At 48.2% G+C, this 15,710-nt stretch carries 14 protein-coding genes; 13 read left to right on the top strand and 1 reads right to left on the bottom strand.

Annotated elements, in window-relative coordinates:
• Window positions 1-121 precede the first annotated feature (121 nt).
• The 8 genes from FVR03_RS14730 to FVR03_RS14695 all read left to right on the top strand — a co-directional run bounded on the left by FVR03_RS14730 (window position 122) and on the right by FVR03_RS14695 (window position 10,629).
• Complete coding sequence (locus FVR03_RS14730; RefSeq protein WP_147922526.1) at window positions 122-1,384, top strand: M16 family metallopeptidase; 1,263 nt, start codon at window positions 122-124, stop codon at window positions 1,382-1,384.
• Window positions 1,385-2,078: 694 nt separating this feature from the next.
• A complete protein-coding gene (locus FVR03_RS14725) occupies window positions 2,079-2,528 on the top strand; it encodes a MarR family winged helix-turn-helix transcriptional regulator (protein WP_147922525.1) in 450 nt (149 codons plus the stop codon).
• 60 nt (window positions 2,529-2,588) lie between these two features.
• Entirely contained in the window at window positions 2,589-3,407 is an 819-nt protein-coding gene (locus FVR03_RS14720) for an aldo/keto reductase (RefSeq protein WP_147922524.1), read from the top strand.
• Between the two features lie 67 nt (window positions 3,408-3,474).
• Complete coding sequence (locus FVR03_RS14715) at window positions 3,475-4,578, top strand: alkene reductase (protein ID WP_147922523.1); 1,104 nt, start codon at window positions 3,475-3,477, stop codon at window positions 4,576-4,578.
• A gap of 281 nt (window positions 4,579-4,859) precedes the next feature.
• The gene (ispF, locus tag FVR03_RS14710) at window positions 4,860-5,345 is read left to right on the top strand and encodes a 2-C-methyl-D-erythritol 2,4-cyclodiphosphate synthase (RefSeq protein WP_147922522.1); all 486 of its coding nucleotides are present in this window, start codon (window positions 4,860-4,862) and stop codon (window positions 5,343-5,345) included.
• 48 nt (window positions 5,346-5,393) lie between these two features.
• The gene (locus FVR03_RS14705) at window positions 5,394-7,052 is read left to right on the top strand and encodes a M28 family peptidase (protein ID WP_147922521.1); all 1,659 of its coding nucleotides are present in this window, start codon (window positions 5,394-5,396) and stop codon (window positions 7,050-7,052) included.
• A 1,025-nt stretch (window positions 7,053-8,077) separates the two neighbouring features.
• Window positions 8,078-9,451 (top strand): LutB/LldF family L-lactate oxidation iron-sulfur protein, encoded by a 1,374-nt coding sequence (locus FVR03_RS14700; protein WP_147922520.1) that lies wholly within the window; start codon window positions 8,078-8,080, stop codon window positions 9,449-9,451.
• Window positions 9,452-10,170: 719 nt separating this feature from the next.
• Window positions 10,171-10,629, top strand: coding sequence for an Lrp/AsnC ligand binding domain-containing protein (locus FVR03_RS14695; RefSeq protein ID WP_147922519.1), 459 nt, complete (start codon window positions 10,171-10,173; stop codon window positions 10,627-10,629).
• A gap of 207 nt (window positions 10,630-10,836) precedes the next feature.
• On the opposite strand, the gene sdaAA is transcribed toward FVR03_RS14695, so the two are convergent.
• Window positions 10,837-11,745 (bottom strand): L-serine ammonia-lyase, iron-sulfur-dependent, subunit alpha, encoded by a 909-nt coding sequence (gene sdaAA, locus FVR03_RS14690; protein WP_147922518.1) that lies wholly within the window; start codon window positions 11,743-11,745, stop codon window positions 10,837-10,839.
• 397 nt (window positions 11,746-12,142) lie between these two features.
• On the opposite strand from sdaAA, the gene FVR03_RS14685 reads away from it, so the two are divergent.
• From FVR03_RS14685 to FVR03_RS14665, 5 genes are all read left to right on the top strand, one after another.
• On the top strand, window positions 12,143-12,634 hold the full coding sequence (locus FVR03_RS14685; protein WP_147922517.1) for an opioid growth factor receptor-related protein: 492 nt from the start codon (window positions 12,143-12,145) through the stop codon (window positions 12,632-12,634).
• A gap of 116 nt (window positions 12,635-12,750) precedes the next feature.
• Window positions 12,751-13,029, top strand: coding sequence for an acylphosphatase (locus tag FVR03_RS14680; protein ID WP_147922516.1), 279 nt, complete (start codon window positions 12,751-12,753; stop codon window positions 13,027-13,029).
• A gap of 437 nt (window positions 13,030-13,466) precedes the next feature.
• The gene (locus FVR03_RS14675) at window positions 13,467-14,549 is read left to right on the top strand and encodes a site-2 protease family protein (RefSeq protein ID WP_147922515.1); all 1,083 of its coding nucleotides are present in this window, start codon (window positions 13,467-13,469) and stop codon (window positions 14,547-14,549) included.
• A gap of 199 nt (window positions 14,550-14,748) precedes the next feature.
• Window positions 14,749-15,138 carry a BlaI/MecI/CopY family transcriptional regulator gene (locus tag FVR03_RS14670; protein ID WP_147922514.1) on the top strand — a complete coding sequence of 130 codons (390 nt, stop codon included), beginning with the start codon at window positions 14,749-14,751 and terminating at the stop codon, window positions 15,136-15,138.
• On the top strand, window positions 15,135-15,710 hold a 576-nt coding region (locus FVR03_RS14665), incomplete at its 3' end, for a M48 family metalloprotease (RefSeq protein WP_222707240.1). The genes FVR03_RS14670 and FVR03_RS14665, both read left to right, overlap by 4 nt.

The following is a 15,710-nucleotide window of genomic DNA, read 5'->3' as shown; positions in this document are numbered from 1 at the left end:
AAAATATTGCTGGAGCATAGATGTTTTTCTTTAACTCTTTTGAAGCTAAAGAAAAGGATTGCTAAATCCTTAAAGTCTGTTGTCTATCATCTAAAATCTAGCATCTAACATCTAACGAAACATGATAGAATTTAAAGAATTTACACTTGATAATGGCCTGCAGGTAATTGTGCACGAAGATCATAGCACGCCAATGGCAGTGCTGAACGTGCTGTACAATGTAGGCTCCCGCGACGAAGACGAGCAACATACCGGCTTTGCGCATCTGTTTGAGCACCTGATGTTCAGTGGCTCTAAAAACATTCCGGTATATGATGAGCCGCTGCAGCGGGTAGGAGGCGAAAACAACGCCTTCACCAGCCCCGACATCACGAACTATTACCTCTCGCTGCCAGCCCAGAACATAGAAACAGGTTTCTGGCTGGAGTCGGACCGGATGCTGGAGCTGGCCTTTAGCGAAAACGGGCTCGAAGTGCAGCGCAAGGTGGTGGTAGAGGAGTTTAAGCAGAACTACCTGAACCAGCCTTATGGCGATGTATGGCTCAAGCTGCGCCCACTGGCCTACCAGCAGCACCCTTACAAATGGGCTACTATTGGTAAAGAGATTTCGCACATTGAGAACGCCACTATGGATATCGTAAAGGCGTTTTTCAAGAAACATTACTCTCCGGCAAACGCTATTTTAGTGGTGGCAGGCAATGTTACCTTTGAGCGGGCCAAGGAACTGACCGAGAGGTGGTTTGGCCCGATACCGGCAGGCACAAAGTATGAGCGCAACCTGCCCGAGGAGCCAGCGCAAACCGAGCCGCGGGTGCTGGAGACATCTGCTGACGTTCCGATGGATGCTATTTACAAAGCCTACCACATGCCCGCCCGCACCCACGCAGACTACTACGCCGCCGACCTGGTGAGCGACATGCTAGGCCGGGGAAAATCGTCTAGGCTTTACAACGAGCTGGTGAAGGAGCGGAAGCTATTCAACTCTATCTCCGCTTCTGTGTCCGGGTCTTTAGAGTCGGGGCTTCTTATTATACAAGGTAAGCTGAACGAAGGTGTGGATCTGCAGGAGGCAAATGCCGCTATCGAGGCTATTAATCAGCAGTTTATGAATGACCTGGTAGATGAGAAAGAGCTGAACAAAGTAAAAAATCAGGCCGAAACCAGCATTGTATACTCAGAGGTTGAACTCCTGAACCGCGCCATGAACCTGGCCTATGGCAAACTGATGGGCGATGCCAACCACGTGAACCTGGAAGGTGAAAAGGTACAAGCTGTAACGCCGGAAGATATTCAGCGCCTCGCCAGGCAGGTGCTGAACCCGAACAACTGCTCTACCTTGCTCTACAAGGCCGAAAAGAAGACAGAGCCAGCTGAAGTGGCCTAAGCTATAATCTGATCAATAAAAGGAGCTGCAGGTAAAACTGTGGCTCCTTTTATTTTATAGAAGGTTAATGAAAAACGGATAGGAAAACTATCTGAATATAAATTATTTAAATGGAAACAGCCTTCCAACAGGTTTTAGCCAGTTTTTAGTCAAGGGTGGCTATGAGTTGAAATGACTTTTTAAGGCTCCATTTTACGTTTTGTTCGCTGGTGCGAGCTTGCAGCTGATACTTTCATGCTCTTGTTAACCTTCAGGTTGTTCTTTATAGGCTTTAGTTCGAAGCGAAAAAGGCACGTGCTACAAGCCTTATCTTGTTTTATCGTTCGCTGGTGCGAGCTTGTAGCTCGTACTTTCATGCCCCTGATAAGCTGAAATGGGTAATATCAAGTGGTTCTTTACAGGCTTTAGCTCAAAGCAAGAAAGGTAAAACTAAAAACTCACACCAGCGGCCTTTAACGTACAAGAGCAGCTTCAAATGAGAACGACTCCTGCTATAGATAATTTTGCACCTACAGCCATTTATTTACCCACCTGATTATCCTAATAAAAACACCCTCCAAAAGCAATTCTCACAAATCTGATTCAAGGGTGGAAGCTGCTGCTCCTGTTGTTTTTTAAAATGATTAAACTTTTTTCCTCAAACATTTGTATATACAAATAACAACATTACATTTGCAACACATTTAGTAAGGCCATGCGCATAGAAGACGAACTACATCAGAAAGACTTTAAAGATGATTACCGCCGTCTGCTCGCAAACCTGCTTTTTACAAATAATTGGGTAAACCAGCAGGTAATGCCATTTTTTAAAGACCTTGACCTGACGCTGCAGCAGCATAATGTGCTGGCGATACTGCGTGGCCAGCACCCACAACCTGTTTGCTTCGGCGAAATTCAGGAGCGGATGGTAGACCGTAACTCCAACGTAACGCGCCTGGTAGATAAACTGATAGAGAAAGGGTACGTTACCAGAATTACCTGCCCCAACAACCGCCGCATGATTGAGGTGCGCATAACTGAAAAAGGTGTGGAAAAGCTACAACAAGTAGATGCCACTTTTCCGGCGTTGCTGGAGCGGCTCCATAACCTGAGCCAGCAGGAAGCAGTGCAGGTAAGCCAATTACTCGACAAACTGAGAGGCTAAAAAAATTTAGATAAATATTTGTATACACAAATAATGTACATAAATCGAATTCCTTAAACTATGAATTTTATAAACGTAAAAGACACCGCCATTCCGGCACTTGGGTTTGGCACCCTGTACCTCGACGATAATACAGCCTTGCGCATGGTAGGAGCAGCCCTTGCCGAAGGTTATACACACATCGACACCGCCCAGATTTACCAGAACGAAGCAGCAGTGGGCAGCGGCATAAAAGCATCGGGCATAGCACGCGACAAAATCTTCCTGACCACCAAAGTCTGGTTCGATAAGTTTACTAAAAAAGACTTTCTGCCATCGGTAGAGGAAAGCCTGCAGAAACTCAAAACCGATTACGTAGACCTGCTGCTCATTCACTGGCCAAACCCCGACATTCCGCTGGAGGAAACGGTGGAGCAACTGGTGCTGGCACGCGAAAAAGGCTATACCAAACACATCGGCGTCAGCAATTTCCCGATTAAGCTGGTAGAGCAAACACTGGCGCTGGGTGCCGATATCGTTACCAACCAGGTTGAGTACCACCCGCTCATAGACCAGACGAAGCTGCAGAACTACCTGCGCAGCAAAGGTATTGCCCTCACCGCCTACAGCCCCATAGCACAAGGCGAGATAATAGGGAACCAGTTGCTAAAAGAAATAGGCGAGAAATACGGCAAAAACGAAATTCAGGTAACGCTGCGCTGGATGATGCAGCAGCAAGACGTATTGGCCATACCACGCACCTCGAGCGAGGCCAACCTAAAATCAAACTTCCAGATTTTCGACTTTGAACTCACACCCGATGACGTGGCGCAGATTGATACGCTTCGGGCACAAAACAGGCGCGTAGTTACACCAGATTTCTCACCTGCCTGGGATTAGCAAGTCGTTATATACTAAAAGCTAATCCAAGAAATAAACTTTTTACCTATAGTAGAACCGATCAAACATGTCACAACCACTTTTAAAACCCATAAAACTCCACGACCTAGCGCTTAAAAACCGAATCGTAATGGCTCCCATGACGCGCTCACGCGCCGATAACCCAGAGAAAGCCCCGACAGATCTTATTGCGAAATATTATGAACAAAGGGCCAGTGCCGGCCTTATTATTTCGGAAGGCACGCCTGTTTCAACACAAGCAGTAGGCTACATTAATGTGCCGGGAATTTACTCACAGGGCCAGGTAGAAGGCTGGAAAAAAGTAACGGCTGCCGTACACAAACAGGGCGGCAAAATATTTGCGCAGCTATGGCATGTAGGCCGCATGTCGCACCCCGATTTTCATAACGGAGAGTTTCCGGTAGCTCCTTCCGCCATTAACCCCGACGACCAGGCTTTTACCGAAACAGGCTTTAAACCAACTGTTACACCACGGGCCTTAACCATTTCCGAAATTCAGCAAATCGTGCAGGATTTTAAAAACGCGGCCAGAAACGCGGTAGAAGCAGGTTTCGATGGTGTAGAAGTTCATGCTTCTAACGGGTACCTGTTCCACCAGTTCTTTGTAACCTGCTCCAATACCCGTACCGATGCCTACGGTGGCTCACGCGAGAACCGGGCCCGCCTGCTGTTCGAGGTGCTTGATGCCATAAAAGAAGTTATGCCGATAGAACGCGTAGGTGTACGCCTGAACCCCAGCCTGCACGGCCAGTTCGGTATCACCATCGATGAGGAAACCATCCCAACCTTCGATTATATTGTGGGCCGCCTGAGCAGCGACTATACCCTGAGCTACCTGCACCTGTCGGAGCCGTTCAGCGATGTTAGCAAGGTTCCTTTTGCCGAACCATACATAGCCAAACGTTACCGGCCGCTCTACAACGGCAACCTGATCATTAACAAAGGGTTCAATCAGGAAAAAGGGAACAAAGTAATTGCCGACGGCGATGCTGACCTGGTGGCTTTTGGCGTGCCTTTTATCTCGAACCCGGACCTGGTGGAGCGCTTTGCCCAGCACGAGGAGCTGCAGCCAGCAGATAACACCTCCTTTTATATGCCTGGCCCAAAAGGATACATCGATTATCCGGTTTTAGAAGAAGCTGAAAAATAGACAGCAAATTTCCGACACCTGCGGCCGAATCGATTTCTCTTGCAAGACGCTGTCTGAAGGAGGAGCAAGGCCTTTAGGCCAAAGGTGCTTTCTATATATACAACCAACAGCTACAGCCAGTTGCCACGCGCAGCTGGCTGTTCTTTTTTATACCTTTTTTGCCTCAGACCAGGTATATAGCCAGAAAAGGCATGTGCATTAGCAACTAAATAACATTTTAAGCTAATTTTACTTTCTGCCACCAGAAGCAGGTGGACATACAGCAACCTATTATACCATTCATGAAACTGAAGATAAGAACAGGCTTTGGCTACGATGTGCACCAACTGCACGAAGGACTGGACTTCTGGCTCGGCGGCATTAAAATACCGCACACGCATGGCGCTCTCGGCCACTCCGATGCCGATGTGCTGATACACGTTATCTGCGATGCCCTGCTCGGTGCCGCCAACATGCGCGACATCGGCTTCCATTTCTCCGACAAAGACCCACAGTACAAAGGCATCGACAGCAAAATTCTGCTGAAGGAGGTCGTGCAGCTGCTCTCCCGCGAAGGCTACGAAATCGGCAACATCGACTCTACGGTGTGCCTGCAGGAGCCAAAAGTAAACCCGCACATCCCGGCCATGAAAACCTGCCTGGCAGCTGTAATGAACATACCAGAAGAAGACATTTCGATAAAAGCGACCACCACCGAGCACCTTGGTTTTGTTGGTAAGAAAGAAGGCGTAGCAGCTTTTGCCACCGTGCTCATTTCTAAACTTTAACCTGACTGAAACAAGAAAACCCACACTACAAACTCCTACATCTCAACCATGAAGCACCATTTAATTTACGTGTATGCACTTGTAGCCGCTCTGTCGGCTGGCTGTGCCTCCTCCTCCAATACTTCCTCAACCGCCACGGCTACGGCACCGGTTACCGATGCCGCCAGGCTCCGCGAAAAAGCCTCTGACTATGCTGCCACTGTAACGGCTGCTGATCTCTCGAAGCACCTGCATATTTTGGCTTCCGATGAGTACGAAGGTCGCGACACGGGTTCCAAAGGCCAGAAAATGGCAGCCGAGTACATTGCCCGCGAGTTTAAGGAAGATGGCCTGGCGGGTCCGGTAAAAGAAGGCAGCAACCCGTATTACCAGCAGTTTGAGCTGGAGCAGACACAGTGGGGCGAAGGCTACATCAGCATCAACAACCAGAAGTTTCTGATGGGCCAGGATTTCTTTGTGCTTGGCAGTTCCCCTTACCAGACAGAGCAGACGGCAGAGATTGTATTTGCCGGCTACGGCATAGACGATGCCAAATACTCCGATTACGCCAACCTGGATGTAACTGGCAAAATGGTAGTGGTGCTGGCAGGCGAACCCAAAGGCAGCAACGGCAATATGCTCATCAGTGGTACCAACAAAGCCTCCGACTGGGGCAATGATTACCGCACCAAGCGCAATGCTGCAACTAAACGTGGTGCTAAAAGTGTGCTTATTGTAACAGGTACTACCGCCGATGAATTTACAAACCTTACCGGCCGTTATCGCCATGCAGCCGACAGGGCATCGCTTGGCCTGAAGCGTGCTACCGAAGCAAGTGCTGCTGCCTTTTTTATTTCGCCACAGGTAGGTGCTGCTTTGTTGGGTACCACACCCACAAAAATGACGGACTATGCCAAAGCCGTTGCAAAGGCAGGCAAACCAACACCGGGCACCTTCAGCACAGTTAAAAATGTAAAGGTAAAGACCGAGCGCCTCAACACACCCGTACCAACCGAAAACGTGTTGGGCTTTATAGAAGGAACCGACAAAAAAGAGGAAATAATTGTAGTAACAGCACACTACGACCACGTAGGCAAAGACACAACCCTGACAGGCGACCAGATTTTTAACGGCGCTAACGACGATGGTTCCGGCACTGTGGCTGTTATAGAACTGGCCGAAGCTTTTGCTCTGGCAAAGAAAGATGGCTTTGGCCCGCGCCGCAGCATCTTGTTTATGACAGTGACAGCCGAAGAAAAAGGCTTACTTGGCTCAGAATACTATTCCGAGAACCCGGTTTTCCCGCTGGCCAACACCGTAGCCAATATAAACATCGACATGATTGGCCGCATGGATTACACCTACGAAAAAACCAGCGACAGCAACTACATCTATGTAATCGGGTCAGATAAGCTTTCGTCGGAGCTGCACCAGATAAACGAGGAGGCAAATAAGCAGCACGTGAACCTGAAGCTCGACTATACTTTTAACGATGAAAACGACCCGAACCGCTTCTACTACCGCTCCGACCATTACAACTTTGCCAAGCACGGCATCCCTATTATTTTCTATTTTAACGGTGTGCACGACGATTATCATAAAGTAACCGACTCGGTAGATAAAATTATTTTCGAAAGTGCCGAGAAGGTAGCCCGCCTTGCCTTCCATGTTACCTGGGAACTGGCCAACCGCGAAAACCGCATTGTAGTAGACAGCAACAAGAAATAGCTTTTAGTGCCTGAAGCTACCGGTATTTTAAAACAAAAAACCACCCTGTGCAGCAGGGTGGTTTTTTGTTTTATGAGGTGTAGCAGCCGCATCAGTTTCTTATGGTTTAATGTGCTGATGTGCCACTTATTCAATTTGAAAATGAGAAAATCTGGAAATGAATACCCAGTGCAGAAATAGAAAATAATCAACTCTTCACTCGTATCTAATAACTTCAAAAAAGTCTTGCGACCTGCGTCTTTTGACCTTAAACATAAATCCTTATAAAGCTAATAAGCCGGGATGATTCACATCCCGGCTTAAAAAGCACCCAAAACTAATCTAACTAAACTAAACTCTTTACTCAACAACCTTCTTGAGTTAAAGATGTACAAAAATATTCTTACTAACAAACATTCATTCAAATAAAAAGAAAAAAATATATAGCTCTATTACTTCGTCAAATTCAAATTTATACTTCCGCAATCATCATTGCTTCCTAACAGGCATTTCTCAGCATCTGGCAGCAGGAAAATATTCTTGTACCTCGCTACTTGTGCCTCGCCTTCCGGAGATGTATAGATTTACGCGCCGATAAGCGAACCAGGCCGTTTATAAATTATTACAGCCCTTGGAGGCATAAAGCCTCAAATGCCTTCGGAAGGCCATTTTCATTTGAATAATTGCTGTTTAAGCCTCCTGACCATTTATAGTATTATAATGTCAGTTGCTGCTGTAACACCTGCACCAGTTCCTATTTCCCTTAACTTCAAAACTCCTGCTGCTCAACTGCGTTATCTGCAGCAACCAACATGCTGCAGCCATCACCAGGCCACATGTAAACCTGAAAAGCAAAAACGTACTTTACGGCACACAACAACCACCTGCAGCGGCTGTTAAATGGCTGAGGAGCAGGCGCAACTTATTTATAAGTCGGGGCAGGCGTATAGCATAGAAGTATTCTTTCGTTATCTTTAAAATTATTTTCTCTTTATCAGGAGTTCCTGATAAAGCTACTACCGGGAAAAAGTGTAGGAGAAGTTTGTATGAGTAAATTAAAACAGTTTCTGCTGGATGCGGAAACAAAATCTTTTGATCTGAACCACCGGGCCACCATCCGGTTTAACATAGGCAAATACAATGCGGCTGTGCAACGCGGCCTTACCCAGTACACCGACCACGAACTGGCCAGGGAGCGGGCGTCGTTTATCAAAACCAACGTTATCAATAACCTCGACAAGTACCTGATGGAGTTTGAGTCTAACTTTACGGCGCGGGGCGGAAAGGTAATATGGGCACGCGATGCCGAAGAGGCGCTACGCGAGATAGGTGCCATTATGAAGCGCAAGCGGGCACGGTCGGTGGTAAAGTCGAAGTCGATGATAACCGAGGAGATTCATATGAACGATTTCCTGGAGAAGAACGGCATTGAGGTAGTGGAGACCGATTTGGGCGAATACATTGTGCAACTGGCCGAGCAGCGGCCCTACCACATTGTAACGCCGGCCATGCACATGTCTAAAAAAGACATTGCCGACCTTTTTGTGCGCAAACTTAAAATTGCCCCCACCGAAGATGCCCAGGAACTGGTGCTGACGGCGCGCAAGTTGCTTAGAGCCAAATATACGGCAGCAGAGATCGGCATTACGGGTGGCAACTTTCTGCTGGCCGATGTAGGCGGTGTAGCCATAACCGAGAACGAAGGCAACGGCAGGCTCTCCACCACCTTCCCGAAAACGCATATCGCCATTGTGGGTATCGAAAAAATGCTGCCCTCTATCATGGACCTCGACCTGTTCTGGCCCCTGCTCAGCACCAGCGGCACTGGCCAAAACGTAACAGTCTACAACACAGTGCTCACCGGCCCGCGGCAGCCCCACGAAACCGATGGCCCAGAGGAAATGTACGTGATTTTGCTCGACAATGGCCGCACAGAACTGCTGGCCCTGCCCGAGAAGCGCGAAGCCCTGAACTGCATTCGCTGCGGCGCCTGCCTGAATATTTGCCCTGTGTACAAAAATATTGGCGGCCACACCTACGAGAGTACTTACAGCGGCCCGATTGGTTCTGTAATTACGCCACACCTCAACGGCATGGCCGATAACAAGCACCTGAGTTTTGCCAGCTCCCTGTGCGGTGCCTGCACCTCCGTTTGCCCCGTAAAAATAAACATACACAACCTGCTCCTGCTCAACCGCAAGCAAAGCGTGGAAATGGGCATGGCCGATAAGCAGGAGCAAACCGCCTTTAAACTCTGGACCAAAGCCATGAAAAGCCGGAAGCTGCTGAACCTGGCACCGGCTGGCATAAAAACTTATGTGCTGAAATACGTGCTGAAAGACACCTGGAGCAAACGCCGTGAACCGCTGGTGGTAGCACCCAAATCGTTTAACCAGCTCTGGAAAGAAAGAAGCAAATAAATGTAAAGAGCCTGCTGCACCACCACCGTCAGCAGGCTTTTTTTGTTTCAGGCCATTGGCATGAGCTACTGTAGCTGCTGTAAAATTGCCTAAGACTGAATCCTGAGATGGTTTTCCGCAGTCTGTAAATCAAATTACACACATGTACAACACATGAAGACTTCTACATGTGTGTAATTATAACAAATAACTATCGCTGCTGCGAGCTTCCAGCTTGTGATAGTGATATATTTATAGGAATATAGATACCCTGAAATATATTATTAACTTAAATTATTCGAATGAAAACAGCCTTCAAAAGGGTTTTTGTTAGAATTTTGCCAAGTGTCCTAACGTGCCTGCCTGTACAAAGTCTCCTCCGACTTTAACTATGTGCTATCCTGCAAAAGTGATTTCAAGCTGCCAGAGGCGGCGAAACAGAAGTTGCGCGCCAGTCAGCACACATTTATGTTCCTTTTGCCATCTCAAGTTTATTTAAGGAAAGCGGTAGATTTCTGCTTAGCAGATAATTTCCGGGTGGAGGCTTAATTGAAGCAGAATACCTTTAAAACAGCATTTTCAGAAATTTTTATCAAATTAATAACAAAGAGCCTGTTATGGCTTCAAAAATTTGCATACTTTTACCAAAATAACAACATTTATTTTTTATCATTAAAATATTACCACACCTTTTGCCTTAATTTTATCAAAAGCAAAGTACACAAAAGCTTTAGTTCGATATGAATTACGAAATTGATAAACTGGACCGCCAGATTTTACAGCTCCTGATGCAGGATGTGACCCGCGCCTATACCGATATTGCCAAAGAACTGAATGTTTCTGGGGGTACGATACACGTGCGGATGAAAAAACTAACTGAGATGGGTGTTGTAACCGGGTCTCAGCTGCTCATAAACCCATCGGCCATCGGCTTCGACATCTGCGCTTTTATAGGCGTTTACCTCGAAAAAGGTTCTGCTTACAAAGAAGCGCAGGAACTGATGCGGCAGATACCTGAAATTGTAGAACTGCACTACACTACCGGCTCCTACAGCATGTTCGTAAAACTGATCTGCCGCGATACTAAGCATCTGCGCGAGGTTCTGAACGAGAAAATGCAGGCTATTCCGGGCGTGTCGCGCACCGAAACGCTGATTTCGCTGGAAGAAAGCATTTCGAGGCAAATAAGCATTAACTAAGCTCACTACACTTTATTCTAAAAGCAGCAGCTCCTCTTGCTACATGGCCAGAGGAGCTGCTGCTTTGTGCGTAGGCTGCCCAGAGAACAGGCAACCAAAATTTCCCTCAGCTAAATTCAGACAAAAAACCTTCTGAAGGGTAATTTCATTTAAATAATTGCTCCTCTAACTTACGTTCTAACTAAGCTGCCAACAAAGGTAATTTGCCTACGGCTCTTCCGGCTCGTCTGGCAAAATGTCTACATCCTGCACCAGCACCAGCTTCTCTATTTCGCGGGCCTTTGGGGTGTTGGCAAGTCCGCCTTCAGCTGTTTCTTTGTAGCGGCGCTCCATGCTCTCGCCTACCTCGCCTAAGGCAGCCACACACTGGTCTACCGGAATTACCGCATTAACACCTGCCAGTGCCATTTGTGCCGACGAGAACGCAATGGCAGCAGCACTGGCGTTGCGCACAATACAGGGCACCTCTACCAGCCCCGCCACCGGATCGCACACCAGGCCGAGCATACATTGTATGGTAATAGCCACCGCCGTAAACACCTGTTCCACATCGCCACCCAGGCAATATACAATAGCCCCGGAGGCCATAGCAGCAGCACTGCCCGTTTCGGCCTGGCAACCACCCACGGCCCCAGCCAGCGAGGCATTCTGCTCTATAATTAAGGCAATACCGGCAGCCACAAGCAAACTTTCATGAATTTTCTGGTCTGGGAGCTGGTGCAGGTCCTGCAGCGTGGTGAGTGTGCTTGGCAATATACCCGATGCGCCCGCAGTAGGTGCAGCCACCACACGCCCCATGCAGGAGTTTACTTCTTTAGCACTAAGAGCCCGCGCCACCAGCATCTGAAACTCCCCCGACAGCACCGTTACCGGCGCATTCGCCACTTTTTTGCCACTGTTGTTCACCATGCCGGAGCGGGAGCGCATGTCGTCGGTGAGGCCGGTTTGCACCGCTTCCTTCATTACCACATACGCACGGGCCAGGTTCTGCCAAATAAAAGCTTCGGTGCGGCCTTTCTGCTCTATTTCGTAAGCCAGCACGGGCTGGTACAGCTGTTCACCGGTTTCGGCGCAATGCTTTTCCCAGCTTATAAAATCGTTGAAAAGTAATGACATACAGGTTTAAACTAAAATAGCAGGTACAGTAAATTACAATATAAGTAAAAGGACACAAGTATCAAGATGCAGTGTTGACGACTTGTTGTGTTGTGTTATACTTTAGATATCAGGGAATTGAAGTTTCGTTTTCCTGATGTCTAAAGTATAATTTGATGCTGGCTGCATATTTACAGCCAGAATAAAGAAAACGCCTATTTTTAGACCTATACATTAAACGAGAGGAAGCCTGCAGTTTGTTCTTTTGCAGTTTACTACTGCGGGAGCCACACTGCCATGCATTATTCCGTAAAACAAAAAACATTTGCAGGAAGCAGGTTTTGTGCTGAATGCTGATATTTGCGAAAACAGCCGATGCTTTTGCACTTGCTGCCCCTAAACCAAAACCTTAACTACTATGACCAAAAATACTGATGCTGCTTTTAAAGGCGTAGCAGGCGTAAAGCTACGCCAGGCCGAGCAACTTGAGCAATTCGAGCAATGGGCCGCTGCCAAAGACTGGAACAGCTTTCATAACACGCATTACGACTGGTGGATGTTCCCCGTGGATAAACCCAGCAGCCACGGCTTCGCCTGGACCGTGATGGACGAGGAAGTGCAGGAACTGAAGCAGGACCCCGAATACATACACAATTACCTGCGGGGCGTAGAACTGCTCCTGTTGGCCTGGGGCTGGAACCTGCAGGAAGAAAAGCTGATCGAAAACCCGGACCCTGCCCAGAACTGGCATAACTGGCCCATCAGGCTGCACAAGTGTGCCAGTTCTTTACTCTTGTTCGGTTTCGAAAAAGAATTTAACTCTGTAAAAAGGTATGCGCAGTACCTTCTGCAGCGAGGCGAGGACTTTACCTACAACGGCCGCGACCTAAGCGAACTGTTCGCAGATTAAACCAGTACAACGGCAAATTAAAAGTCAGAAAATAACGGCCAAAGGTAATTTAGCCTGCGGCCGCTTATGCCTTTTTGTATAGCAGCAGCATGTAACTCCTAAAACAGAAAAGCCACATGAGCAAGAGCCATATTGCCATTCGAGTACACGGCAAAGTACAAGGCGTTTTCTTCAGAGAAAGCACGAAAGACAAAGCCCGTGAACTCGGCCTGACAGGTTTTGTACAGAACAAGCCCGATGGTACCGTTTACATAGAAGCCGAAGGCACACCAGAAGCGCTAAAGCAGCTGGAAGAGTGGGCGCATAAGGGCCCCAGTCGCGCCAGGGTGGAGCAGGTAGAGGTGCAGCAATTAGAAAGCCTGACTGGCTTTGAGCAGTTTACCGTGCAGAGATAACGGATACCCTTGGCACTACAAAGGCCAAAAACACTTTGGAAGGCTGTTTTCATTTGAAAAATTTGGTTGCTGATTGCTGAATGGCTTAATGGTTGATTTAGAGATGTGAAGATTTGGAAATTTGAAGATGAACCAGTAAGTGAAATCCTCAATTTTTAACTCTTAATGAACTAAAGGTCTAACGTCTAAAATCTACAAAAGCCTTCAGAAGGCCTTTTTCATTTGAATAATCTGGCGGTACAAGGCCTGTGATACCTGCACAGTAGCACAGGCCTTGTTTTATTTCCTAAGCCCGATAATTACCCCTACCCCAATTGCTGATTCGTGATCAAGGCAAGGTGCTCAACTTCCTGCTTCTGCCTGAAGCCATACCACCAGACAGGCAGCCTTTTGCCATCAACTCCCGTTACAACAGATACTAAATTTACAACTGGCGTATGAAATGGTCTTTAAACTTAGGCAGAGTAGCAGGCATTAAAATCCTGGTTCACTGGACATTCCTTATCCTGATTGGCTGGATTGTGTTTTCGGAAATGCGACGCGGCAGCGATATGACCACCACCTTGCTCTCGGTTGGCTTTGTGCTCACCATATTTGTTTGCGTGGTGCTGCATGAGCTGGGGCATTCGCTTACGGCCCGGAAGTTCGGCATCGATACTAAAATGATTACGTTGCTGCCCATAGGGGGCGTGGCCAGTCTGGAGCGAATGCCCAGCAAGCCGAAACAGGAGCTACTCATAGCCATTGCCGGACCAGCCGTAAACGTGGTTATTGCGCTGTTGCTGTACCTGGTGCTGCCGCCTATGCGCGAACTTCCTTCCGAAGATTTTTTTAGCCCCATTTCGTCGGCTAATTTCCTGTACCTGCTCCTGTTCGTAAACCTGATGCTGGTTTTCTTTAACGCCATACCAGCCTTCCCGATGGATGGCGGACGGGTACTGCGGGCATTGCTGGCCTTTAAGCTGGGCCGTGTACGCGCCACACAAATTGCAGCCAACCTGGGGCAGCTGCTGGCTATGTTCTTTGTGTTTATCGGTTTCTTTTACAACCCGTTTCTGATACTTATCGGCATTTTTGTTTTCTTTGGGGCGCACTCCGAAAACATAATGGTGCAGCACCTCGACTACCTGAAGGGCCACCGTGTACGCGAAGGCATGATGACCAACTTTGTTGCCCTCTCGCCCACCGACACTGTTCGGGAGGCACTAAACAAATTGCTGCAAGGCTCTGAACACGAGTTTGTGGTGGAGCAGGAGGGGCAGGTAACCGGCACGCTTACCAGAGCACAACTTATAGAAGCTGTGAAAAACGACCAGATGCAAACGCCCATCGCCGACATCATGACGACAGAGGTCAGAACTTTTGATGTGCAGGACAAGTTATCGGAGGCTTATGCAGAATTGCAAAAGAACAAGGTGCCGCTTTACCCTGTGCTGGAAAACGGCAGACTTGCCGGCGTTATCAACATGGATAACATCACAGAGTTTATCATGATTAAGTCTGCGCTTGCCCAACACTAAGCCCGCAACCGATTCTCTAGGTTGGCAAGGCAGCAACAGGAGCCACTCTACTTAAATGACTTGTGCAAAAAGATTTTAAGACACTAACGGCTACTTCAGAAAAAGAAATACGAAAAATATCGTAGATACATTTCCTTTTTACGAAAACATTCGTACATTAGCATAGACGTCGGCTTAAATCCTTTAGTACAAGACAACTATGAGCAAAGAACCATCTCAGAAACCAACAGAAGCAGAACTCGAAATTTTGCAGTTACTGTGGCAGCACGGCCCCTCTACCGTCAGGTTTGTAAACGAAGAACTGAATAAGGCGAAAGAGGTTGGCTACACTACCACCCTCAAGTTTATGCAGATTATGACGGAAAAAGGCATGCTTGCTCCCGACAAATCGAGCCGTACGCACATTTACCGGCCACTGCTGCAGGAAGAAGACACGCAGCGCAAGCTCCTCAACCGCTTTCTCGATACCGCCTTCAGGGGCTCCGCCTCTAAACTGGTGATGCAGGCGCTCGGCAACCGGGAGACATCGCAGGAGGAGTTAAATGAAATCAGGAATTTATTAGATAAACTGGAAGGAGGTAAACCATGAACTTTATCGCCCAATTATTTTCTGAAGCGCTGGTGCATGCACTGGGCTGGACGCTGCTGCACTCGCTCTGGCAGGGTGCGCTTATAGCCCTGGTACTGGGCCTGTTGCTGGTGCTGCTGCAACGGCATGCCGCCAGCCTGCGCTATAGCATGGCCGGAGGGGCTCTGCTCCTGCAACTCCTGCTCTCGGTTGTAACCTTTGGCTGGTACTACAGCAAAGCTCCTGAGGCTATTGGGGTTACCTCTCCTCTCCTTACCGATGCAACAGCAACAGCCACTTACGCTGCAGCGCCTGCTCTTGCCAGCACTGCCTCACCAGGCCCTTTGGCACTTGCTAACCAGTATTTCGACCAGCACCTGCCACTCCTTGTTACTGTTTGGCTGATGGGCATGCTCGTGATGCTGCTCCGGTTCCTGGGAGGCCTGGCTTATACACAGCGCCTGCGCCACCAGCGCACCGTGCCGCTGGGCGAGCAATGGCAGCAAAAATTAGTGGTGCTGAGCGAAGCAATTGGCGTAAACAAGGCTGTAAAGCTGGCAGAGTCGGCGCTGGTGCAGGTGCCCCTTACTATT

This window comes from Pontibacter qinzhouensis, from assembly GCF_008017455.1.
In the GTDB taxonomy this organism is placed as follows: domain Bacteria; phylum Bacteroidota; class Bacteroidia; order Cytophagales; family Hymenobacteraceae; genus Pontibacter; species Pontibacter qinzhouensis.
The sequence above is the reverse complement of the archived record's forward strand: the minus strand, read 5'-3'. Positions and strand labels throughout refer to the sequence as shown.

Excerpts from the sequence above, each read along its gene's own strand:
- FVR03_RS14730 (WP_147922526.1), top strand. The coding sequence starts at position 122 with ATGATAGAATTTAAAGAATTTACACTTGATAATGGCCTGCAGGTAATT.
- FVR03_RS14725 (WP_147922525.1), top strand. The coding sequence starts at position 2,079 with ATGCGCATAGAAGACGAACTACATCAGAAAGACTTTAAAGATGATTAC.
- FVR03_RS14720 (WP_147922524.1), top strand. The coding sequence starts at position 2,589 with ATGAATTTTATAAACGTAAAAGACACCGCCATTCCGGCACTTGGGTTT.
- FVR03_RS14715 (WP_147922523.1), top strand. The coding sequence starts at position 3,475 with ATGTCACAACCACTTTTAAAACCCATAAAACTCCACGACCTAGCGCTT.
- ispF (WP_147922522.1), top strand. The coding sequence starts at position 4,860 with ATGAAACTGAAGATAAGAACAGGCTTTGGCTACGATGTGCACCAACTG.
- FVR03_RS14705 (WP_147922521.1), top strand. The coding sequence starts at position 5,394 with ATGAAGCACCATTTAATTTACGTGTATGCACTTGTAGCCGCTCTGTCG.
- FVR03_RS14700 (WP_147922520.1), top strand. The coding sequence starts at position 8,078 with ATGAGTAAATTAAAACAGTTTCTGCTGGATGCGGAAACAAAATCTTTT.
- FVR03_RS14695 (WP_147922519.1), top strand. The coding sequence starts at position 10,171 with ATGAATTACGAAATTGATAAACTGGACCGCCAGATTTTACAGCTCCTG.
- sdaAA (WP_147922518.1), bottom strand. The coding sequence starts at position 11,745 with ATGTCATTACTTTTCAACGATTTTATAAGCTGGGAAAAGCATTGCGCC.
- FVR03_RS14685 (WP_147922517.1), top strand. The coding sequence starts at position 12,143 with ATGACCAAAAATACTGATGCTGCTTTTAAAGGCGTAGCAGGCGTAAAG.
- FVR03_RS14680 (WP_147922516.1), top strand. The coding sequence starts at position 12,751 with ATGAGCAAGAGCCATATTGCCATTCGAGTACACGGCAAAGTACAAGGC.
- FVR03_RS14675 (WP_147922515.1), top strand. The coding sequence starts at position 13,467 with ATGAAATGGTCTTTAAACTTAGGCAGAGTAGCAGGCATTAAAATCCTG.
- FVR03_RS14670 (WP_147922514.1), top strand. The coding sequence starts at position 14,749 with ATGAGCAAAGAACCATCTCAGAAACCAACAGAAGCAGAACTCGAAATT.